This window comes from Mesorhizobium sp. WSM4821 (assembly GCF_055901555.1).
This window is the reverse complement of sequence record NZ_CM148371.1, coordinates 1,809,406-1,829,226: the sequence shown is the minus strand read 5'-3', so window position 1 is coordinate 1,829,226 and position 19,821 is coordinate 1,809,406. Positions and strand designations below refer to the sequence as shown.

The 19,821-nt window shown below is 62.7% G+C and carries 20 protein-coding genes and 1 tRNA gene; 9 read left to right on the top strand and 12 right to left on the bottom strand.

The genetic code is table 11. From position 1 onward, the window contains the following. Positions 1–70: 70 nt before the first annotated feature. From AC0NID_RS08780 to AC0NID_RS08745, 8 genes are all read right to left on the bottom strand, one after another. Positions 71–898 (bottom strand): MBL fold metallo-hydrolase, encoded by an 828-nt coding sequence (locus AC0NID_RS08780; RefSeq protein ID WP_473456117.1) that lies wholly within the window; start codon positions 896–898, stop codon positions 71–73. A 226-nt stretch (positions 899–1,124) separates the two neighbouring features. Continuing rightward, complete coding sequence (locus AC0NID_RS08775) at positions 1,125–2,018, bottom strand: glutathione S-transferase family protein (protein WP_473456116.1); 894 nt, start codon at positions 2,016–2,018, stop codon at positions 1,125–1,127. Positions 2,019–2,040: 22 nt separating this feature from the next. Beyond that, positions 2,041–2,622 carry a VOC family protein gene (locus AC0NID_RS08770; RefSeq protein ID WP_473456115.1) on the bottom strand — a complete coding sequence of 194 codons (582 nt, stop codon included), beginning with the start codon at positions 2,620–2,622 and terminating at the stop codon, positions 2,041–2,043. 698 nt (positions 2,623–3,320) lie between these two features. Beyond that, positions 3,321–3,725: a type II toxin-antitoxin system HicB family antitoxin gene (locus tag AC0NID_RS08765; RefSeq protein WP_473456114.1), complete on the bottom strand. Its 405-nt coding sequence runs from the start codon at positions 3,723–3,725 to the stop codon at positions 3,321–3,323. Positions 3,726–3,730: 5 nt separating this feature from the next. Next, on the bottom strand, positions 3,731–3,916 hold the full coding sequence (locus AC0NID_RS08760; RefSeq protein ID WP_473456113.1) for a type II toxin-antitoxin system HicA family toxin: 186 nt from the start codon (positions 3,914–3,916) through the stop codon (positions 3,731–3,733). Between the two features lie 257 nt (positions 3,917–4,173). Then, positions 4,174–4,248: transfer RNA gene (locus AC0NID_RS08755), tRNA-Glu, on the bottom strand. A gap of 90 nt (positions 4,249–4,338) precedes the next feature. Continuing rightward, positions 4,339–4,746, bottom strand: a complete 408-nt coding sequence (locus AC0NID_RS08750) for a VOC family protein (RefSeq protein WP_473456112.1) — start codon at positions 4,744–4,746, stop codon at positions 4,339–4,341. Beyond that, a complete protein-coding gene (locus AC0NID_RS08745) occupies positions 4,743–5,126 on the bottom strand; it encodes a fimbrial protein (protein WP_473456111.1) in 384 nt (127 codons plus the stop codon). The genes AC0NID_RS08750 and AC0NID_RS08745 overlap by 4 nt, the downstream gene beginning before the upstream one ends. Before the next feature lie 25 nt (positions 5,127–5,151). Between AC0NID_RS08745 and AC0NID_RS08740 the strand changes: the two genes are divergently transcribed. Beyond that, positions 5,152–6,237 carry an RluA family pseudouridine synthase gene (locus tag AC0NID_RS08740; RefSeq protein ID WP_473456110.1) on the top strand — a complete coding sequence of 362 codons (1,086 nt, stop codon included), beginning with the start codon at positions 5,152–5,154 and terminating at the stop codon, positions 6,235–6,237. A gap of 207 nt (positions 6,238–6,444) precedes the next feature. Next, positions 6,445–7,356, top strand: coding sequence for an RNA polymerase sigma factor RpoH (gene rpoH, locus AC0NID_RS08735; protein WP_126035283.1), 912 nt, complete (start codon positions 6,445–6,447; stop codon positions 7,354–7,356). A 162-nt stretch (positions 7,357–7,518) separates the two neighbouring features. Here rpoH and AC0NID_RS08730 read toward each other — a convergent pair whose 3' ends face one another. From AC0NID_RS08730 to AC0NID_RS08715, 4 genes are all read right to left on the bottom strand, one after another. After that, the gene (locus AC0NID_RS08730) at positions 7,519–8,391 is read right to left on the bottom strand and encodes an MBL fold metallo-hydrolase (RefSeq protein ID WP_473456109.1); all 873 of its coding nucleotides are present in this window, start codon (positions 8,389–8,391) and stop codon (positions 7,519–7,521) included. A 150-nt stretch (positions 8,392–8,541) separates the two neighbouring features. Continuing rightward, complete coding sequence (locus tag AC0NID_RS08725) at positions 8,542–9,201, bottom strand: peroxiredoxin (RefSeq protein WP_473456108.1); 660 nt, start codon at positions 9,199–9,201, stop codon at positions 8,542–8,544. A gap of 166 nt (positions 9,202–9,367) precedes the next feature. Next, on the bottom strand, positions 9,368–9,733 hold the full coding sequence (locus tag AC0NID_RS08720) for a cell division protein ZapA (RefSeq protein WP_473456107.1): 366 nt from the start codon (positions 9,731–9,733) through the stop codon (positions 9,368–9,370). An 11-nt stretch (positions 9,734–9,744) separates the two neighbouring features. Next, positions 9,745–10,017, bottom strand: a complete 273-nt coding sequence (locus AC0NID_RS08715) for a DUF4164 domain-containing protein (protein ID WP_473456106.1) — start codon at positions 10,015–10,017, stop codon at positions 9,745–9,747. Between the two features lie 272 nt (positions 10,018–10,289). Between AC0NID_RS08715 and tkt the strand changes: the two genes are divergently transcribed. The 7 genes from tkt (at position 10,290) to AC0NID_RS08680 (ending at position 19,738) form a co-directional block, all read left to right on the top strand. Then, positions 10,290–12,281 (top strand): transketolase, encoded by a 1,992-nt coding sequence (gene tkt / locus AC0NID_RS08710; RefSeq protein WP_473456105.1) that lies wholly within the window; start codon positions 10,290–10,292, stop codon positions 12,279–12,281. A gap of 145 nt (positions 12,282–12,426) precedes the next feature. Further along, positions 12,427–13,437: a type I glyceraldehyde-3-phosphate dehydrogenase gene (gap, locus tag AC0NID_RS08705; RefSeq protein WP_473456104.1), complete on the top strand. Its 1,011-nt coding sequence runs from the start codon at positions 12,427–12,429 to the stop codon at positions 13,435–13,437. A gap of 251 nt (positions 13,438–13,688) precedes the next feature. Further along, positions 13,689–15,578, top strand: coding sequence for a potassium/proton antiporter (locus AC0NID_RS08700; protein WP_473456103.1), 1,890 nt, complete (start codon positions 13,689–13,691; stop codon positions 15,576–15,578). A gap of 110 nt (positions 15,579–15,688) precedes the next feature. Next, positions 15,689–16,885, top strand: coding sequence for a phosphoglycerate kinase (locus tag AC0NID_RS08695; protein ID WP_473456102.1), 1,197 nt, complete (start codon positions 15,689–15,691; stop codon positions 16,883–16,885). Between the two features lie 129 nt (positions 16,886–17,014). After that, entirely contained in the window at positions 17,015–18,040 is a 1,026-nt protein-coding gene (locus AC0NID_RS08690) for a class I fructose-bisphosphate aldolase (protein WP_473456101.1), read from the top strand. A gap of 137 nt (positions 18,041–18,177) precedes the next feature. Further along, complete coding sequence (locus AC0NID_RS08685; RefSeq protein WP_473456100.1) at positions 18,178–18,918, top strand: DUF899 domain-containing protein; 741 nt, start codon at positions 18,178–18,180, stop codon at positions 18,916–18,918. Positions 18,919–19,009: 91 nt separating this feature from the next. Further along, a complete protein-coding gene (locus AC0NID_RS08680; protein WP_473456099.1) occupies positions 19,010–19,738 on the top strand; it encodes an SGNH/GDSL hydrolase family protein in 729 nt (242 codons plus the stop codon). Positions 19,739–19,821: the final 83 nt, after the last annotated feature.

The window sequence follows — 19,821 nt, the reverse complement described above, 5'->3', positions numbered from 1 at the left end:
CCGGAATATGCCTGATCGCGGTCAGGTGGAACGAAGAGTTTGCGCGCGGCGGAACGATCGGGCGAAGCGGTCAAACGCCTTCGAGGATGACGATCGTCGGCCGGTCGGGCAGCGTCTTCAGCGAGACCGTCAGCGACCGGCCGGAGAGGAATTCCACCGCGAAATCGTCGCCCATCCTACCTGTGAATTCGGCGATTGGAGTCGAATGGCGATGCATCGGCAGGATCATCGAGGAATAGAGCCGCGCAGTGATTTCGGTCATCCGGTCTAGCGACAGCGTCATGCCGCCGTCGATAGGCACCATGAGGATGTCGAGCCGGCCGATGGCGCCGTAATGCGCGTCCTCCAGCCGGTGGTGCAGATGGCCGAGATGGCCGATGCAGAGGCCCGCCACTTCGAAGATGAAGATGGAATTGCCATCCTTGCCGAGATCGCCGCCATTGCGAATGTCAGTCGGCACGTTGCGGATGTAGACGTCATCCACGACGAGGGCGTGGCGCGCCGGACCGCCGTCCGGATTCCAACCGCGCAGCACATATTCGATGCCGGGATCCGGAAGGTCCGAATAGTGGGTGCGATGAGCCTTGTTCATGGTCACCACGCGCGGCAGCGGGTCAGTGCCGTAGACGCCGGAAAAGTCGGTGGCGATCCTGACGCCGGCGGGCGTCTCGATGATGTAGGTCGAATGACCGGCATAGGTGATCGTAACGTCGCCGTCGGCGACGGCCTCGGCCAGCAGAGGCATCCGCGCCTGTGGCATCGTGAAACTGGCATAGGTGGCCGACGGCAGCGCTTCAGCGATCGCAACGCATCTCGACGGCGGCGGCTCGCCCTGGGCCGAAGCGGCGAGCGGCCAAAAAGCCAGGGACAGCAGAACGGCGGCGGATAGGCGGAGCATGGCTGTCTCCCGTGGCAGGCCTGGCGCGCTCATGCCACGATAGCGCCAGCAATCATGATGGCCATCGCCGCGACAGTCACGTTTTCGCGAGCACCGGAGCGGCCGCTCGCCCGGCCGCCCCAGTATATAGCCACCCGATCAGGGCGTCGGGCGAAAGGCGCCGTTCCCTGCCTTTGACCTCGCTTCAAGTCGGCCTAAGGGGAAGCAACCGTTGGCGCGAAACGCCTCACGCCTTGGCCTGCGATTTCACATAGGCGATATAGCCGCGCACGTCGCCGGCCGGCTCGGCATAGGCCTTGCCAAGCTTCTTCTCCATCGCCGCCATGTACTCCTTTGCCCAATTGGGCAGCGCATAGTCGATGACGGCCAGGAATTCGAGCGTAGCCGCCAGGCGGATATCGGCGATCGACGGGTTCTTGCCGCCGATGAACGGCTTGCCGTTCCTGAAGAAGGAGTGAAAGACCTCCAGCGGCTCGGCAATCGCGGCCATGGCGGCCTTCTGGGCTTCCGATTTCTTGTCGGGGTGAGCGTCGCTATGGCCGACCTCGCCGGCATATTGCGGAAAGTTCAGTGCGGGATAGGTGGCGCGCGCGACATAGGGGTAGAGCGTGCCGATTAGGTAGAACATGGCGCTGTCGATCATCGCCCGTTTGGCGGGCGCCTTCGGGTAGAATTTCTCCAGCCCGTGCTTGTTGGAGAGATACTGCATGATGGCGCAGCTTTCCCACAGGACGCCGCGCGGCAGGCCCTTCTCCTCGATCATCGGCGTCAGATGGGCCGGGTTTCGCGCCATGTATTCGGGCGAGCGCGTGTGGCCCCAGACGTCGGCCTCGGAATGGTCGAGCCCGGCCGCACGGGCAAACACCCGGACGGTCATGTTGTTGACGCTCGGCTTCAGCATGCTGAGACTCAGCCCGCTTTTGCCGGCCTTCGCCGGTTTGGCCTTCGGCGCGGACTTCTTGGCCGATGCCTTGGCAGCGGGTTTTGCGGCGGCTTTCATCGTCGGCTTGGCGGCAGCTTTCGAGGCCCTTGCTGCAGGCTTTGTCGCGGCCTTGGCCGCCGGTTTCGTGGCTGCCTTGGCAGCCGGCTTCTTCGCGCTCTTTGTTGTTGTCTTTGCCATTGTGGTCTTCCCTCGGTTGTCGTCAGTATGGATTCTTGGGCGCCCGGTCGTCCGACAAGGTCGCACGCGAGCGCTCGACCAGCGTCTGGATCGCGTCGGCGAGATGCACTTCGGCGATTGCGTAGTCTCCGCGCGCGACGCGGACCTTGTGCGCTTCCATCAGCACGTCGGCATGGCTGAAGCCCGCCGGCGGCTCGAAACGGTAGGAGGCGAGTTCGATCAAAAGGCCGAGCGGATCCTCGAAATAGATCGAATCCATAAAACCGCGATCCTTGACGCCGCTGTGCTTGATGGCGCGCTCGTCGAGCCTGGCAACCGCCTGCAGGAAGGTGACGCGCGACACCGCAAACGCGATGTGGTGCACGCAGCCGATATCGGTCGGCGTGCGCCGTTTCTCCGGCGTACGGCTCTCATCGGTGAAGACGGTGATGAGCCGGCCATCGCCAGGATCGAAATAGAGATGGCTTTCGCTTGCCTTGTCGAGATTGGGCTGCTCGAAGATGAAAGGCATGCCAAGCACGCCTTCCCAGAAATCGATCGAGGTCTGGCGCCCGGCGCCGACCAGCGTGATGTGATGGACGCCCTGCGATTGAAGTTTTTGCATTGGTTCCCGCCTCCCAAGGTTTCCCGCCTCTATGCCGAACCGGTTCGACTGCGCATCCACCGAGCTTGATTGGCACCGGATGTACTCGGCTGGCCCAAGGGCTTAATGAGGCGATGCTAATTCAATCGGCCGCGCTGCGCCAGAAGCGGCGAAAGGCCACTGCCGACTTGCGGGAAGTCAGCGGCGACAGTCGGCACGCCTCGTTGCAGGATTTCTGGGAAGAGCATTGACCCGCCGACAGGCTGAAGTGGCCACAGCCGCCCCTGCAATGGCGAAGCGGAGCACTTGTTTCGGAAGACTCCTCAAGCCTTCGGCTTTGCGAGCGTTTACTTGGCTACAAGTTTACCCGATGGTAGGCCATATTTCCCAACCAGATGGCTATGCCGGTGCCCATTGGATCGACCCACCAGGCGTCATGGCCGTGTATCGAAAATAGCGCGACGATAAGGCCCCCGGCAATGAAAATAAATCCCGCCGCGGCGTGACCTGCTGTTGCTCGACCCATTGGGTCGGTCTATCTGCTGCCATATTGGTTTATCCAGGTTTCGCCCAAAACGCGCTGAACTCTCATGGCAGAGAGGATGCCGCAATTGCGGTAAGCGGGCAATGCGGCTTTGGCAAAGATGTTCGCATTGAGGCTGAAAAATGCCTCGCCGCGCAAAGCTTGCGCGCGGTAGCTAGGCGCTGGCGTCTCGCGATCATTTAGGCGCCTCAAGCTCCATGGCCCTTTGAGCCGCCTTCGCGAGAAAGCCGGACCGGGTATAACCGTGCGCCTCGGCAAAGGCATCAATCTGGCTCAGAATATCTTCAGGGAGCGTGACGTTCACGCGGACAGCCTTCTTGGCCTCGGTCTTCATCGCAACCAAGATTGCAACGCCGTCTCGATTAGTGGCGTCGGCCATGACATCTTCCAAGCTGGAAGGTTCTGGAATGGCCTTGCCATCTTCCAAAAGCCCTTCGATGTGAAAGGCAAGGGCTTCCTCAGCCATAGCACGAGCGTCGTCTAGATCGGTGCCGGCGGTGACAACGCCGGGAAAATCAGGAAAGGACACGCCGAAGTCGCTATCGGCATCCTTATGGATCAATCCGATATACTGCTTCATTGTCTCTACCTCAGCTTTAGACCGGATTGACGTTCAATGCTCCGCAAAGTCCCCAAAGGGATATCCCTTTTGGGGTGCGGAACCGTGACTCTGCCGGTTTTCTTCTTGTGTTTGAATTGTGCGTGACTGCCCACGAGCGACTTCGTACCACCGTCGGCCTTTAGGGCTCTGATCACGTCTGCATTTTTCATGTGTATAAATACACACCAATTGCGAAAGATGCAACAAAAAGTGAAAGTCAGCCTTTCAAATGGTCATGTTCGATCAAAGGATAGGATTCTTCCGAGAAGGGTCTCGGACATTTATCGCACGCGCGGGGGGCCTATGGATATTGCTCACGGATGCGTGCAACGCCTCCAGACCTCCAGGTCTGCCATCATTCGCGGCCGTACATGGCCGTTCATATTCGATCCAACAGACCGCAAGCGCGCTAAGTCATTGATTTCCTTGGTACGCCCAAGGGGAATCGAACCCCTGTTCCCGCCGTGAGAGGGCGGTGTCCTGACCGCTAGACGATGGGCGCGTTCAAGAACCGGCGATATAGGCTGACGGCTGGGAAAAAGCAACTGGGCTTCAGGCAGTCGATGTTGCCGGAGAAATATCCGTCGCAAGCCTATCGTTTTGGCTCGATCAGGTCCCAGAGATTGCCGTGGAGATCGGCGAAAACCGCCACAGTGCCGTAGGGCTCGACGCGGGGTGCTTCGCGAAACTCGACGCCCTTCTCAAGCATCGTCACGTGGTCGCGGGCAAAGTCGTCGGTTTCGAGGAACAGAAACACCCGGCCGCCGGTCTGGTTGCCGATGCGGCATTCCTGCATCTCGCCGGCCGCTTCGGCCAGCAGCAGCCGCGCGCCTTGCCCGTTCGCCGGCGCCACCGTGACCCAGCGCTTGCCGCCGCCGAGATCGACGTCCTCGGTGAGCGAAAAGCCCAGCCGGTCGACATACCAGAAGATCGCCTCATCGTAGTTTCGAACGACGAGCGCAACAGTGGCGACGCGTCGATTTTCCGCAAACGCAGTCATTGGTTGCGGATCGCGAAGCGCCCGACGATACGGCGCTCGGTGATGTCGTAGACAAAGATGGCGCGGCTGCCGTCGGCAAGCTCGGCATCGATGGAGAGGCGGTTGCCCGAGAGCGACTGGCTCACGACCTTGGCGCCGACCGGCAGCACGATGTCGCCGGTCAGCGGCTCGCCTGATGGCACCTGGATGTCGCCGGCAAGTGATGGGTTGGCGGGCGGCGGCGGCGCGGTGCGCGTTTTGTAGACAAGGGCTGCGATCACCACCATAAGGGCGAGGAACAGCAGGCCGAGATTGATGGCGACGAAGCGGACGAGCTTCCTGCGCACCTTTTCGACTTCGGGGTCGAGCGGCTTTTCCTCGTCTTCGTCGGCAACAGCCATGGCAGAAATTCCGGAACTTTTTTCGATGAGCGCTCATAACGAACAGGCCCCCATATTGATAGAGGATGGTTTGACAGGGGATGGATTGATGGAAGGCGGATCGCCAAACGGGGGATCGCTCATGCTGGAAGCGGGTCCGGGTGCGGCCGGCCAGCGCCTCGACCAATGGCTGGCGGGCAAGCTCGGCCCGGACATGTCGCGCAGCCGGGTGCAGATGCTGATCAGGCAGGGCGCCGTCAAGGTCGGCGGCCAGCCGGTCAACGAGACCAAGCGCAAGATGGCGGCCGGCGACCGCGTCTCGGTCGACATGCCGGAGCCGGAGCCGGCGGAGCCGCAAGGCGAGAACATCCCGCTCGACGTCCTCTATGAGGATAGTGAATTGATCGTCATCAACAAGCCGCCGGGGCTTGTCGTCCATCCCGGCGCCGGCAACTGGACCGGCACGCTGGTCAACGCGCTGATCCACCATTGCGGCGACAGTCTCTCCGGCATCGGCGGTGTGCGGCGGCCGGGCATCGTCCACCGCCTGGACAAGGAGACCAGCGGCGTCATGGTCGTCGCCAAGACCGACCACGCCCACAAATCATTGTCGGAGGCCTTTGCCGACCATGGCCTGGCCGGCGATCTCAAACGCGCCTATCTGGCGCTGGTCTGGGGCATACCGACGAGACCGACAGGCACGGTCGACGAGCCGCTTGGCCGCGCCGCCGACCGCGTGCGCCGCGCCGTGGTGCCTGAGGGCCGCGACGATGCCCGCCATGCCGTCACGCATTTCACCGTGATCGAGCGCTTCGGCGAACAGCAGAAGGACTTTGCCACGGCCAGCCTGGTCGAATGCCGGCTCGAGACCGGCCGCACGCACCAGATCCGCGTCCACATGGCCCATATCGGCCACCCAGTCGTCGGCGATCCCGATTACGGCCAGGCCTTCCGCACCAAGGCGAACCGGCTGCCCGAGCCGCTGAAAGGCCGGGTGAAGGCATTTCCGCGACAGGCACTGCATGCCCGCCTCCTTGAATTTCGGCATCCGACCACCCATCTAACCATGAGTTTCGAGGCAGCGATACCGAGTGATATGGAGGAACTCGTCGACGGCTTTCGCAGACTCTGAACCGCCTTCCATCCATTCAAAACCTGATCTGCAAAAACCTGACCGGCGTTGTTCACTTTGACGTGACACACTGTTTCGTGTTGAACCAAATGCTGTCCTTTCTGGTTTTGTTCCTATATACACCGGTTGTCGCGAACGAGCCTTTGGCGTTCGCTTCGTATGCCCGCCGCGTTTCGGGGGCACCACTCCAAAGAGAGGGGCGCTATCATGGCCCAGTCATTACCCAGTATCGTTTCCGGCGAAGGCGGCCTCAGCCGCTACCTGGAAGAAATCCGTCGCTTTCCGATGCTTCAGCCGCAGGAAGAGTACATGCTCGCCAAGCGCTACGCCGAGCATGAGGACACCACGGCTGCGCACAAGCTGGTCACCAGCCACCTCAGGCTCGTCGCCAAGATCGCCATGGGCTATCGCGGCTACGGCCTGCCGATCGGCGAGGTGATCTCGGAAGGCAATGTCGGCCTGATGCAGGCCGTCAAGAAATTCGAACCGGAGCGCGGCTTCCGGCTCGCCACCTATGCCATGTGGTGGATCAAGGCCTCGATCCAGGAATACATCCTGCGCTCGTGGAGCCTGGTCAAGATGGGCACGACCGCCAACCAGAAGCGCCTGTTCTTCAACCTGCGCAAGGTGAAGGGCAAGATCCAGGCGCTCGACGACGGCGACTTGAAGCCCGACCAGATCGCCGAGATCGCCACCCGCCTCAACGTCTCCGAAGCGGAAGTGGTGTCGATGAACCGCCGCCTGTCGGGCGACGCTTCGCTCAACGCACCGATCCGGGCGAGCGAAGGCGAGTCCGGCGAATGGCAGGACTGGCTGGTTGACGACCATGAAAGCCAGGAAGAGATGCTGATCGAGCAGGACGAGTTGGAAAACCGGCGCGGCATGCTGTCCGGCGCTCTTGCCGTGCTCAACGAGCGCGAGCGGCGCATCTTCGAGGCGCGCCGCCTGGCCGATGAGCCGCTGACGCTGGAAGAGCTGTCGGCCGAGTTCGACATCAGCCGCGAGCGCGTGCGCCAGATCGAGGTGCGCGCCTTCGAGAAGGTGCAGGACGCGGTCAAGGCCGCTGCCAAGCGCCAGATGCAGGCCCTGCGCACCATCGAGGCGCAGCCGGCGGCGTAAAGGCTTCCGGTAGCATATGCGACGGCGGCGCCGGGAAACTGGCGCCGCCGTTTGTTTTTATGGGTTTGGCAAATTGCTGCGGAGCCGTTCTTCCGCCTTCCAGCGTTGGGAGAGATCGGCAGCTTCACCGATGGCGCGCCTACTCGCCGCGAAACCGGCCTCTCAAAGGCAATCCAACGGAAACTTGAGATACCGGCGCCCGTTGGATTCCGGCGCCGGCAGGCGCCCGCCATTCATGTTGACCTGCAGCGCGTGCAGGATCAGCCTGGGCATCGGCAGCGTCCTGTCGCGCTCCTCCCGCAACGCCACGAAATCGGCCTCCGTCCGGCAGGCGGCAACATGGATGTTTTTGGATTTCTGTTCGGCAACCGTGCTCTCCCACAAGGGTTCGCGCCCTTCCGCCTGGTAGTCATGGCCGACGAAAAGACGGGTCTCGTCCGGTAGCGCGAGGATATTCTGGATCGAGCGCCAGAGCCGCACGGCACTGCCGCCGGGAAAGTCCGCTCTCGCCGTGCCGCTGTCCGGCATGAACAGCGTATCGTGGACGAAGGCCGCATCGCCGATCACATAAGTGACCGAAGCCAGCGTATGGCCGGGCGAAAACAGTACCCTCGCCGGAATGTTGCCGACAGAAAAGCGCTCTCCATCGGCGAACAGCCTGTCCCATTGCGAACCGTCCGCGGGAAAATCCGGCCAGTTGTAGATCACCTTCCACAATTTCTGGACGTCAACGACCTTCTCGCCGATCGCCGTGGGCGCCCCTGTCCTTTTGCTGAGATGATGCGCCGCCGAGAAATGGTCGGCATGGGGATGCGTGTCGAGGATCCATTCGATCTCCAGCCCGCTTTCCCTGATGAAGGTCAGTACCGCGTCGGCATTTTTCGTTGCCGTTGCGCCGGACTTCTCGTCGAAATCAAGGATCGGGTCGATGATCGCGCATCGCCGCGTCTGCGGATCGGCAACGACATATTGGATGGACCCGCTCGGCGAGTCGTAAAAGCCTGTGACCTGCGGCTTGACCGATGATGCGTCCAATCCCGGGCTCCTCAACTCGCATTGAGGCAGGAATGTTTTTCTCTGCCGTGACGAAAGAAGAGCATGATCGTCCGCGCATGCGGCACCGTCAAGCACCGCATGCTCGCGCAGGCGCGAGAACCGAAAATTCTCCTATGCTGGCCCTGCCGCTCAGGTGGAAGGCTGCTTGGTCTTCCTGAGATAGGGCAGGATCGTCTCGTAGGCGCCGAAACGCTTGATCGCATCCTCGTTGGAAACCGCGGCGGTGATGATGACATCCTCGCCCTGCTTCCAGTTCGCCGGCGTCGCCACCTGGTGCTTGGCGGTCAGCTGCATCGAATCGACCGCGCGCAGGATCTCATCGAAGTTGCGGCCGGTCGTCATCGGATAGGTGAGAACCAGCTTGATCTTCTTGTCGGGACCGATGACGTAGACCGAACGCACCGTCGCATTGTCGGCGGGCGTGCGGCCTTCCGAGGTTTCGCCGGCACCGGCCGGCAGCATCTCGTAAAGCTTGGCGACCTTGAGGTCCTTGTCGCCGATCAGCGGATATTTCACCGAATGGCCGGTCGCCGTCTTGATATCGTCCTGCCATTTTCCATGGCTTTCGACCGGATCGACGGAAATGCCGATGATCTTGACGTTGCGCTTGTTGAACTCGCCTTCCAGCCCGGCCATCGTGCCGAGTTCGGTCGTGCAGACCGGCGTGAAATTCTTCGGATGGCTGAAAAGCACCGCCCAGCCGTCACCGATCCATTCGTGGAAGCTGATCGTCCCTTGCGTGGTTTCAGCCGTGAAATCAGGCGCGATATCGTTGATACGAAGGCTCATGGCGTGTCCCTACCCTGTGATTGCAGCCGGCATTGACTGGCGCTGCTTTGGCCTTTCTACCACTCCGGCGTCATCCTTCAAACGCCTGTTGCCGCCGACATTGAGGTCGGCGGCGAAAAATGTTCATTGCTTCTCGGCAAATGCGGCGGGAACTCGCTGCGCTGGCTCAGGCTTTGTTCACTGCCAGCGTCGTCGCTAGATTTTCCATGCGTTGCGCCAGCGCGCCCAGGGCGTCGGTCAGCACGCTGTCGTTCTTGTCGGCCTTGGTCAGCGCGTCGTCACGCGTCTTGCGCAGCGTCAGCACTTCGCTTTCCATGCCCTTGACGCGTTTTTGCAGTTCCGAAAGCTCGTCCATGACCATGATCCCGGCCATCACGGTCAGGCGCTGGTCGCCGATCTCGCCGAAGGAATCCTTCAGATGCGAGACATAGCGGTCGAAGCGCTCGGCAAGGTCGATCAGATGCTCTTCCTGGCCCTCGTCGCAAGCCATGCGATACTGCTTGCCGTCGATGGAAACCGTGACTTGTGCCATTGGGCCAGCCCCTATCTGTCCAACACGGCGCGGATGGTTTCCATGGCGGTCACCAGCCGGCGCGAGACTTCCTTGTTGGCATCCTCCAGCCGTTCGGCGCGCGCTTCGGAATTGTCGAGTTCCTGCGCCAGCCGCGAGCGGTCGGCGTTCATGCGCTGCACCTCCGCCTCGGCTTCCGTATAGTCCCGCTCGTGCTCAAGCTTGGCCGCGACGGCATTCTCCAGCCCCTCGATGGCCTTGCCCAGCCTGGCGATGACTTCCCTGAGTGTCGTCTCCCCGGTCATGGCTTTCGTCCTGCGCCCTGCCCATCACCGAATCATCCACGTTCATAACGCGTTACCCTTGAAAGATTACGCGCCGTGTGAAGCCGACGTCAACAAAGCTCTCGCGACTGTCCCCCGCTAACGCTAATGTAGGGCTTTCAAGGCCCGCTCTGGCGCCATCACGAGGCCGGCAAAAGCGCGCCGGTTTATTGACTAAAAAGCCGCGCCTGCTATGTGTCCCGCACCTTTTCAAGGGCTCTCCCAAGGCCCCGAACCCCCACATTGGAGGAAGCATGACCTCGCGTGAACAACATGACCGGATGGCCAATGCGATCCGTTTTCTTTCCATGGACGCCGTCGAGAGGGCCCAGTCCGGCCACCCCGGCCTGCCCATGGGCTGCGCCGACATCGCCACGGTGCTGTTCACGCGCTTCCTGAAATACGATCCGAAGAACCCGCACTGGCCCGATCGCGACCGTTTCATCCTGTCGGCCGGCCACGGTTCGATGCTGCTCTATTCGCTGCTCTATCTGACCGGCTACGAGGACATCACCCTCGACCAGATCAAGCATTTCCGCCAGTTGGGATCGAGGACGGCGGGTCATCCCGAATATGGCCATGCCGCCGGCATCGAGACGACGACCGGCCCGCTCGGCCAGGGCCTTGCCAATTCGGTCGGCTTCGCACTCGGCGAGCGCATCATGAACGCCGCCTTCGGCAACGACCTCGTCGATCATTACACCTATGTACTGGCCGGTGACGGCTGCCTGATGGAGGGCGTTTCCCAGGAAGCCATCGCGCTGGCGGGACATCTCAAGCTGAACAAGCTGATCGTCTTCTGGGACAACAACAACATTTCGATCGACGGGCCGGTGTCGCTGGCCGACAACACCGACCAGGTCGCGCGCTTCCAGGCCTCCGGCTGGAACGCCAGCCACATCGACGGCCAGGATCCGGAAGCGATCGCCTATGCCATCGAGGCGGCTCGCCATTCGGACAAGCCGACGATGATCGCCTGCAAGACGACCATCGGCTTCGGCGCCCCGACCAAAGCAGGCACAAACAAGGCGCACGGCTCGCCGCTCGGCGCCGAGGAAATCGCCGGGGCAAGAAAATTCTTCGGTTGGGATTCGCCCCCCTTCGAGGTTCCGGCCGACATCCTCGACGCCTGGCGCGCCGCCGGCAAGACCAGCGTCGAGGCGCGCACCGAGTGGGAAGGTCGCCTCGCCAAGGCCGATGCCAAATTGCGCAGCGAGTTCGAACGTCGCGTCAGTGGCACGCTGCCGGCGAATTTCGACGCCGTCATCACCGACTACAAGAAGAAGCTCAGCCAGGACAAGCCGAAGGTCGCCACCCGCAAATCGTCGGAAATGGCGCTCGAAATCATCAACGGCGCCGTGCCGGAAACCGTCGGCGGCTCGGCCGACCTGACCGGCTCCAACAACACCAAGACCAGCCAGACCAAGAACATCACATCAGGCGACTACGGCCAGCGCTACGTTCACTACGGCATCCGCGAGCACGGCATGGCGGCCGCGCTCAACGGGCTGACGCTGCATGGCGGCATCATCCCCTATGGCGGCACGTTCATGTGCTTTTCCGACTACGCCCGTCCGTCGATGCGGCTTGCCTCGTTGATGGGCATCCGCTCGATCTTCGTCATGACCCATGATTCCATCGGTCTCGGCGAAGACGGCCCGACCCATCAACCGGTGGAGCATCTGGCCGCATTGCGCGCCATTCCGAACCACAATGTCTTCCGCCCCGCCGACGCGGTCGAGACCGCCGAATGCTGGCAACTGGCCATCGAGCAGGAAAAGACGCCTTCGACGCTGGCGCTGACCCGGCAGAACCTGCCGATGGTGCGCAACGACTTCGTCGCGGAAAACCTCAGCCGCCAGGGCGCCTATGAGTTGGCTGCCGCCAATGGCGACGCCGCGGTGGCGATCTTCGCTTCGGGCTCCGAGGTCGAGATCGCGCTGGCGGCGCGCGAAGCACTGGAGAAGCACGGGCATCCGACCCGCGTCGTCTCTGTGCCGTGCTTCGAATTGTTCGATAAGCAGAGCGCCGACTATCGCAAGAAGACGATCGGCAACGCGCCGGTCAAGATCGCCATCGAAGCCGGCATCCGCCAGGGCTGGGATCATTTCATCGGCACCGACGGCATCTTCATCGGTATGACTGGTTTCGGCGCCTCCGGTACGATCGAACAGCTCTATCCGCATTTCGGCATCACCGCCGAAGCGACGGTGAAGGCTGCGGAAGCCCGCCTGCACGGCGAGTGATCCCTTTGCTCGGGCGGCGAAACCGCGGACATGATGTCGCGGGGCTAGTCCGGGCTTAATCGATTTAGCTCCAGTCGCCGATGGCTGGATTCTTTTCGTGTCCGCCGCTATGAAACTGCGGGCACCAACTCCCAGGGAGAGACAAATGACCGTCAGAGTTGCCATCAACGGATTCGGCCGCATCGGCCGCAACATCCTGCGCGCCATCCACGAATCCGGCCGCAAGGATATCGACGTCGTCGCGGTCAACGACCTCGGCCCGGTCGAAACCAATGCGCATCTGCTGCGTTACGACAGCGTGCATGGCCGCTTCCCGCATGAGGTGACGGTTGACGGCGACCAGATCACCGTCGGCACCGAAAAATTCAAGGTCACCGCGATCAAGGACCCGACGCAGCTGCCGTGGAAGGAACTTGGCATCGACATCGCGCTCGAATGCACCGGCATCTTCACCGCCCGCGACAAGGCCGCCGCGCACCTAACCGCCGGCGCCAAGCGGGTGCTGGTCTCGGCGCCTGCGGAAGGCGCCGACCTCACCGTCGTCTTTGGCATCAACCATGACAAGCTGACCAAGGACCACATCGTCATCTCCAACGCCTCCTGCACCACCAACTGCCTGGCGCCGCTGGCAGCCGTCCTGCATGAGGCAGTCGGCATCGAAAAGGGCATGATGACGACGATCCACTCCTACACCGGCGACCAGCCGACGCTGGACACCATGCACAAAGATCTCTACCGCGCCCGCGCTGCGGCGCTGTCGCAGATCCCGACCTCGACCGGTGCGGCCAAGGCGATCGGCCTGGTGCTGCCCGACCTCAAGGGCAAGCTCGACGGCATCTCCATCCGCGTGCCGACCCCGAACGTCTCGGTCGTTGATTTCAAGTTCATCGCCAAGCGCGCGACCACGGTCCAGGAGATCAACGAGGCTGTGATCGCCGCCTCCAACGGCAAGCTGAAGGGCATTCTCGCCGTCACCCATCATCCGAACGTGTCGATCGACTTCAACCACGATCCGCATTCCTCGATCATGGCGCTCGACCAGACCAAGGTCATGGACGGCAACTTTGTTTCAGTGCTGTCCTGGTACGACAACGAATGGGGTTTTTCCAACCGCATGGGCGACACCGCCGTCGCCTTCGGCAAGACCATCGCCTGATTGCAGAACAACCATCCTCTCGTGATACGAAACGCCCGGCTTCGTCCGGGCGTTTTTCGTTGTGCGGCTTGGGCGCATGGATGTCGAGATACGCTCCACCGCCTTGAACCTGCGGGACTGTAGCGCGCGTCAAAACACCCAGGAATCAGCGGCATAGGCAAAAAACCACCCTCCCGCCTTGCACTGGTCATGTCTTCGCCTCACTCTCCCGCAAAGCGAGAGGAACACGAATTCGAGGGGGCAATTGGCGGATGGAGCATACGATCTATCTCGTGACGCTGGTCGGCGCCGCTCTGATCGTAGCCGCCGCGTTTTCGAGCCTGATCGCCTTCCGCTTCGGCGCCCCTCTCTTGCTGCTGTTTCTCTGCATCGGCCTGGCCACGGGAGCCGACGGCCTCGGCATCCAGTTTGACAATGCACGGCTGGCTTATTTTGTCGGCTCGCTGGCGCTGGCGGTCATCCTGTTCGATTCCGGATTCGGCACGCCGCTCAGCGCCTTGCGCCAGGCGGCCGGACCGGCGCTGTCGCTGGCGACCGTCGGCGTCCTTTTGACCACCGGCCTGTTCGGCGCCGCCGCCTACTATCTGCTCGATCTCAGCTGGCTGGAATCTCTCCTGCTCGGCGCCGCGGTCGCCTCGACCGACGCGGCAGCGGTTTTCTTCCTGTTGCGCGCAGGCGAGATCAATCTGCGAGAGCGCGTGCGTTCCACGCTCGAAGTGGAATCCGGCACCAATGACCCGATCGCCATCTTCCTGACCATCACGCTGGTCGAGATCATCGCCATCAACGCCAATCCCGAAGCCAGGGTGCTGGCTACTGACCTCGCCCTCGGCTTCCTTCTCAACATGGGGCTTGGCGCCATCGTCGGTATTTTCGGCGGCCTAGCTATCGTGCGCCTCGTCGAGCGCCTCAATCTCGACCACGGGCTGCTCCCGATCTTCGTGCTGACACTGTCGCTGATGGTGTTCGCCGCCGCCGGCGCCATTGGCGGCTCCGGCTTTCTGGCGGTCTATCTCGCCGGCCTGATATCAGGCAATTCCGACATCCGCGCCGTCACCATCCTCAAGCGCTTCCAGGACGGCATGTCGTGGCTGGCACAGATCATCATGTTCCTGATCCTCGGCCTGTTCGCCACACCCTCGCAGTTTCCGGCGATCATGCTGCCGGCGGTGCTGTTGGGCCTGTTCCTGATATTCGTGGCGCGGCCAATCGCCGTCTGGCTCTGCCTGGTGCCGTTCCGCCTGCCGCGCCCGGAAGTCGCCTTCGTCTCATGGGTGGGCCTGCGTGGCGCCGTGTCGATCCTGCTCGCCATCACGCCGCTGCTGGGCGGTCTTGAGAACGGCCGCCTCATCTTCAACACCGCCTTCATCGTCGTGCTGGTATCGCTGGTCGTTCAGGGATGGACCGTCGGACCGCTGGCGCGCCGCCTCGGCCTGATCGTGCCTGCCCGCCTTGGCCCGCTGGACAAGGTCGAACTCGAATTGCCGGGATCCGCCCATCACGAGCTTCTCGCCTACCGCGTAGCACCTGGCAGCCCGGTGGCGCGTGGTGAACGCATCCCACGCTGGGCACGGCCGTCGCTGGTGCTGCGCGACGGGCGCTCGATGCGCTTCCAGGACATGGGCAGGCTCGCCGCCGGCGACCATGTTTACATCTTCGTGCCGGATCGCTACCCAGGCCTGCTCGACAAGCTGTTCGCCAGCCGTGCCGTGGTCGACCCCGAGGATGCGGACTTCTTCGGCGCCTTCGCCGTCGATCCGGCGCGCTCCGCCGCGGAACTGGAAGCTGCTTACGCGCCGGGCCTGACCGAGGAGGAACGCAAGCTGACCGTCGGCGACCTGGTGACGGAGCGTCTCGGCGGCCATGCCGAATATGCCGACCGCGTATTGCTTGGCCCGATCGAGCTGATCGTCCGCGACGTCGACGACAAGGGCAAGATCACTGGCCTCGGTCTTTCCCTCGAGCCGACGGCGCCGGTGGCACGGGTCCCTGTGTTCCTGAGTGCCGGCGAGATCGCCGACCGCATCGTCGCCTTTGCGCGCAACTGGCGCAAGCGGACCAAAAAGCAGAATGCCGAGGCGCCGGCGGACCCGGAGCCGGCTTCACAGCCGGTGGTGGAAAAGGCAATCGACGAGGGCTGACGGCTCTCGCTGCAGGCCGTGGTCATATTTCCCGCGTAGCACCATTGCAGGTCTTGCATCGTCGTTGGTGCGGGTTAAGGTCCCCGCGATTTTTCGCGAAAGGGAACAGCATGGCCGGCTTCAAGACACTGGACGACATCGGCAATATAGACGGCAAGCGCGTGCTGGTGCGCGTCGACCTCAATGTTCCCGTCACTGAGGGCAAGGTCACCGACGCCACCCGCATCGAGCGCATCGCGCCGACCATCGCCGAGCTTTCCGGCAAGGGCGCCAAGGTCATCCTGCTTGCCCATTTCGGCCGGCCAAAGGATGGGCCGTCGCCCGAATTCTCGCTCGAGCCGATCGCCAAGGCGACCGCGGACGTGCTCGTCCGCCCTGTCGGCTTTGCGCCGGACTGCATCGGCGACAAGGCCGCGAGCGCCGTCGCCGCCATGAACAACGGCGACGTGCTGCTGCTCGAAAACACCCGCTTCTACAAGGCCGAGGAGAAGAACGACCCGGCCTTCACCGAAAAGCTTGCCGCCAATGGCGACATCTTCGTCAACGACGCCTTTTCCGCCGCCCACCGCGCGCATTCGTCGACGGAGGGGCTTGCACATCTGCTGCCGGCCTTCGCCGGCCGCACCATGCAGGCCGAGCTCGACGCGCTGGAAAAGGGCCTCGGCAATCCCGCCCGCCCTCTCGTCGCCATCGTCGGCGGCGCCAAGGTCTCGACCAAGATCGACCTGCTGATGAACCTGGTGAAGAAGGTCGACGCGCTGGTCATCGGCGGCGGCATGGCCAACACCTTCCTCGCCGCGCGTGGCACCGACGTCGGAAAATCGCTGTGCGAGCATGATCTCGCCAACACCGCCAAGCAGATCATGATCGAGGCGGCCGAAGCCGGCTGCGCCATCATCCTGCCGGTCGACGGTGTCGTCGCCAGGGAATTCAAGGCGGGCGCCGCCAGCGAAACCGTCGCCATATCGGAGGTGCCCGCCGACAGCATGATCCTCGATGTCGGCGAAGAGACCGTGAAGACCGTTGCCGACTGGATCGACCGCGCCGCGACGCTGGTCTGGAACGGTCCGCTTGGCGCTTTCGAGATCGAGCCGTTCGACCGCGCGACGGTGGCGGCGGCCAGGCACGCCGCGGCCCGCACCAAGGCCGGCAAATTGATCTCGGTGGCCGGCGGCGGCGACACGGTGGCCGCCCTCAACCATGCCGGCGTCGCCGACGACTTCACCTATGTTTCGACCGCCGGCGGCGCCTTCCTGGAATGGATGGAAGGCAAGCCGCTGCCGGGTGTCGATGTGCTGAAGCACTGAGGCGACAAGGCGAACGAGGGCGTTTGCGCATTTCAATCGATTCGAGCTTTCCGCTCGGAATGGTTCGACTTGAACCTGCCTTGCTCAAGTGGTCTGCTAGGACGGATAAACCGGCCCAGGAGAAGCACAATGAGCGAACGTCTCGAGGACATTGCCGCCGCGATGGTGGCCGACGGCAAGGGCCTTTTGGCCGCCGACGAAAGCTCCGGCACCATCAAGAAGCGCTTCGACGTCATCGGCGTCGAATCGACCGCCGACAGCCGCCGCGACTATCGCGAGATGATGTTCCGCGCCAAGGAGGCGATGACCAGATACATATCCGGCGTCATCCTCTACGACGAGACCATCCGCCAGAAGGCGGCCGACGGCACGCCGCTGGTCGACATCATCAAGGCGACCGGCGCCATCCCCGGCATCAAGGTCGATGCCGGCGCCAAGCCTCTGGCCGGATTCCCTGGCGATACGATCACCGAAGGCCTCGACGGCCTGCGCGAGCGACTGGCCGACTATTACAAGCTCGGCGCCCGTTTCGCCAAATGGCGCGCGGTGATCGACATCGACGTCGCCAAGGGCGTGCCGTCCGCCACGTCGATCGACTCGAACGCCCATGCGCTCGCCCGCTATGCCGCGCTCTGCCAGGAGGCCGGCATCGTGCCGATCGTCGAGCCGGAAGTGCTGATGGACGGCGCCCACGACATCGGCGCCTGCTACGAGATCAGCAAGGCGACGCTGACAAAACTTTATACCGAGCTCTACGCGGCCCGCGTCGTCCTCGAAGGCACCATTCTGAAGCCGAACATGGTTCTCGCCGGCAAGAAGTCGGGCAAGGTGAGCAGCCCCGAGGAGGTCGCCGAAAAGACCATAAAACTGTTCCGCGAGACGGTGCCGGCAGCGGTCGGGGGCATCGCCTTCCTCTCCGGCGGACAATCGGACGAGGAAGCGACCGCCAACCTCAACGCCATCAACGCCATTGGCCCCCATCCGTGGAAATTGACCTTCTCCTATGGCCGCGCCTTGCAGGCAGCGCCACAGAAGGCCTGGAGCGGCAAGGCGGCCAACGTCGCCGCTGCCCAGGCCGCCTTCGCCCATCGCGCCCAGATGAACCATCTGGCCGCGCTTGGAAAATGGCAGCCGGAACTGGAACAGGCCGCCTGACCGGTTTTTTCTTCGGCAGAACCTGGGCTATATGGCCCAGGTTCCATCTGCTCCAAAATTGCTCCAAGAAAACGCGATGGCCGTGTCGGCTTGCGTCGAGCCCAAACGTCCTTGGGGTTCAAAAGAGGAGCAGGCTCATGCCAAACAACAGGATCGTTTCACGGGAAGACTGGTTCCAGGCGCACAAGGCGCATCTGGCCCGCGAAAAGGAATTGACGCGCTTTCGCGACCGCATAGCCGCCGAACGACGCGAATTGCCATGGCTGAAGATCCGGAAGGACTATGTCTTCGAGACCGAACAGGGCCCTAAGAAACTGGCCGACCTGTTCGGAGACGCAAGCCAGCTGATCGTCTACCACTTCATGTTCGGGCCGGGCGCCGACTATCGTTGCGAAGGCTGTTCCTTCCTTGCCGACCACATTGACGGCGCCAACCAGCACCTCAAGCACCACGATGTGTCGCTGGTCGTGATCTCTCGGGCGCCGTTGGCTGAATTTCTGCCCTACAAAGAGCGCATGGGCTGGAAATTCGACTGGGTGTCGTCCTACGCCTCGGACTTCAACTTCGACATGCAGGTTTCCTTCACCGACAAGCAGATCGCGGACGGCGAAACGACCTACAATTTCGAGCAGCGCGCGCGGAAATCGAAGGACCTTCCGGGCACCAGCGTGTTCTACAGGGACGAGAAAGGCGACATCTTCCTGACCTTCATATCGCGTTCCAGGGGCGGCGATCCGCTGATCGGCGCCTATCACTATCTCGACCTGACGCCGAATGGCCGCAACGAGACCGGCCCCTACCACAGCCTGATGGACTGGGTACGGCTGCATGATGAATATGCGGACAGGCCCGAGATGCAGGACGCCTGTTGCCATTGACGGCGGACGCAAGGTCTTTCGCCTTCGGCCCGACATGCGCTAAGTGCTGCTCGCTATCCCCTTTGACGGACTTGCCCATTAACGGTTTGCGATGCAGCGCTTTCTGACCCTCCTCACCTGGCTCGCCTTTCCTGTCTATGTCTGGCAAGGGCTCGGCGTGCGCCGCCGCACCACCCGCATGCTCCCTGCGCAAGGTCCGGTCATGCACGAGATATCTGGCCAGGCGCCAGCGATCTCGCTTCTGATGCTTGGCGATTCTTCCGCCGCCTCGGTCGGCATCGGCAATTCCGAGTACGGGTTGGCCGCGCAACTGGCCGATCTGATCTCGAAACGCACTGGCCGTGCGGTGCGCTGGCGGGCAGCCGGCTTCAACTCGGCAACCTCAGGCCAGATCCGCGACCATGTGCTGCCCAATCTGTCGGCCGATCCGTGGACGCATATCGTGCTCGCCATCGGCACCAACGACACCAAGAACTTCCACTCGGTGTCACGCTTCAGGAAAGAGTTTGGCGGCCTGCTCTACGCGCTGCGCGCTAAATGGCCGGAGGCGCGCGTGGTGTGGTCGCCGGTGCTGGAATTCACCCGGGCGCCGGCAATGCCGCCGCTGCTCGGAAAGATTCTGGAAATCCGCGCCGCCGAGATGAACCGGATGGGCGAGCGGCTTTGCCTCGAACGCGGCGCGGTGCCGGCGCCGCGCCTGCCGATCACCGATGCCGATGCGGGCTTTGCGTCCGACGGATTTCACGCCTCGGAAGCCGGTTACCGGGCCTGGGCGGAACATCTCGTCGGCTTGGTGCTGGATGAGCATCGTCCGGCGTAGCGAGCGAAAAGCCGGCGATTTTGGCCTGCTCGAGTTGTGAACGATGAAAGTCCGGTCCGCCTTCAGGCGAAACGAAACGTACC

Excerpts from the sequence above, each read along its gene's own strand:
- AC0NID_RS08720 (WP_473456107.1), bottom strand. The coding sequence starts at position 9,733 with ATGGCACAAGTCACGGTTTCCATCGACGGCAAGCAGTATCGCATGGCT.
- AC0NID_RS08695 (WP_473456102.1), top strand. The coding sequence starts at position 15,689 with ATGGCCGGCTTCAAGACACTGGACGACATCGGCAATATAGACGGCAAG.
- tkt (WP_473456105.1), top strand. The coding sequence starts at position 10,290 with ATGACCTCGCGTGAACAACATGACCGGATGGCCAATGCGATCCGTTTT.
- AC0NID_RS08770 (WP_473456115.1), bottom strand. The coding sequence starts at position 2,622 with ATGCAAAAACTTCAATCGCAGGGCGTCCATCACATCACGCTGGTCGGC.
- AC0NID_RS08775 (WP_473456116.1), bottom strand. The coding sequence starts at position 2,018 with ATGGCAAAGACAACAACAAAGAGCGCGAAGAAGCCGGCTGCCAAGGCA.
- AC0NID_RS08700 (WP_473456103.1), top strand. The coding sequence starts at position 13,689 with ATGGAGCATACGATCTATCTCGTGACGCTGGTCGGCGCCGCTCTGATC.
- gap (WP_473456104.1), top strand. The coding sequence starts at position 12,427 with ATGACCGTCAGAGTTGCCATCAACGGATTCGGCCGCATCGGCCGCAAC.
- AC0NID_RS08745 (WP_473456111.1), bottom strand. The coding sequence starts at position 5,126 with ATGGCTGTTGCCGACGAAGACGAGGAAAAGCCGCTCGACCCCGAAGTC.
- AC0NID_RS08680 (WP_473456099.1), top strand. The coding sequence starts at position 19,010 with ATGCAGCGCTTTCTGACCCTCCTCACCTGGCTCGCCTTTCCTGTCTAT.
- AC0NID_RS08715 (WP_473456106.1), bottom strand. The coding sequence starts at position 10,017 with ATGACCGGGGAGACGACACTCAGGGAAGTCATCGCCAGGCTGGGCAAG.
- rpoH (WP_126035283.1), top strand. The coding sequence starts at position 6,445 with ATGGCCCAGTCATTACCCAGTATCGTTTCCGGCGAAGGCGGCCTCAGC.
- AC0NID_RS08780 (WP_473456117.1), bottom strand. The coding sequence starts at position 898 with ATGCTCCGCCTATCCGCCGCCGTTCTGCTGTCCCTGGCTTTTTGGCCG.
- AC0NID_RS08685 (WP_473456100.1), top strand. The coding sequence starts at position 18,178 with ATGCCAAACAACAGGATCGTTTCACGGGAAGACTGGTTCCAGGCGCAC.
- AC0NID_RS08760 (WP_473456113.1), bottom strand. The coding sequence starts at position 3,916 with ATGAAAAATGCAGACGTGATCAGAGCCCTAAAGGCCGACGGTGGTACG.
- AC0NID_RS08725 (WP_473456108.1), bottom strand. The coding sequence starts at position 9,201 with ATGAGCCTTCGTATCAACGATATCGCGCCTGATTTCACGGCTGAAACC.
- AC0NID_RS08740 (WP_473456110.1), top strand. The coding sequence starts at position 5,152 with ATGAGCGCTCATAACGAACAGGCCCCCATATTGATAGAGGATGGTTTG.
- AC0NID_RS08765 (WP_473456114.1), bottom strand. The coding sequence starts at position 3,725 with ATGAAGCAGTATATCGGATTGATCCATAAGGATGCCGATAGCGACTTC.
- AC0NID_RS08690 (WP_473456101.1), top strand. The coding sequence starts at position 17,015 with ATGAGCGAACGTCTCGAGGACATTGCCGCCGCGATGGTGGCCGACGGC.
- AC0NID_RS08750 (WP_473456112.1), bottom strand. The coding sequence starts at position 4,746 with ATGACTGCGTTTGCGGAAAATCGACGCGTCGCCACTGTTGCGCTCGTC.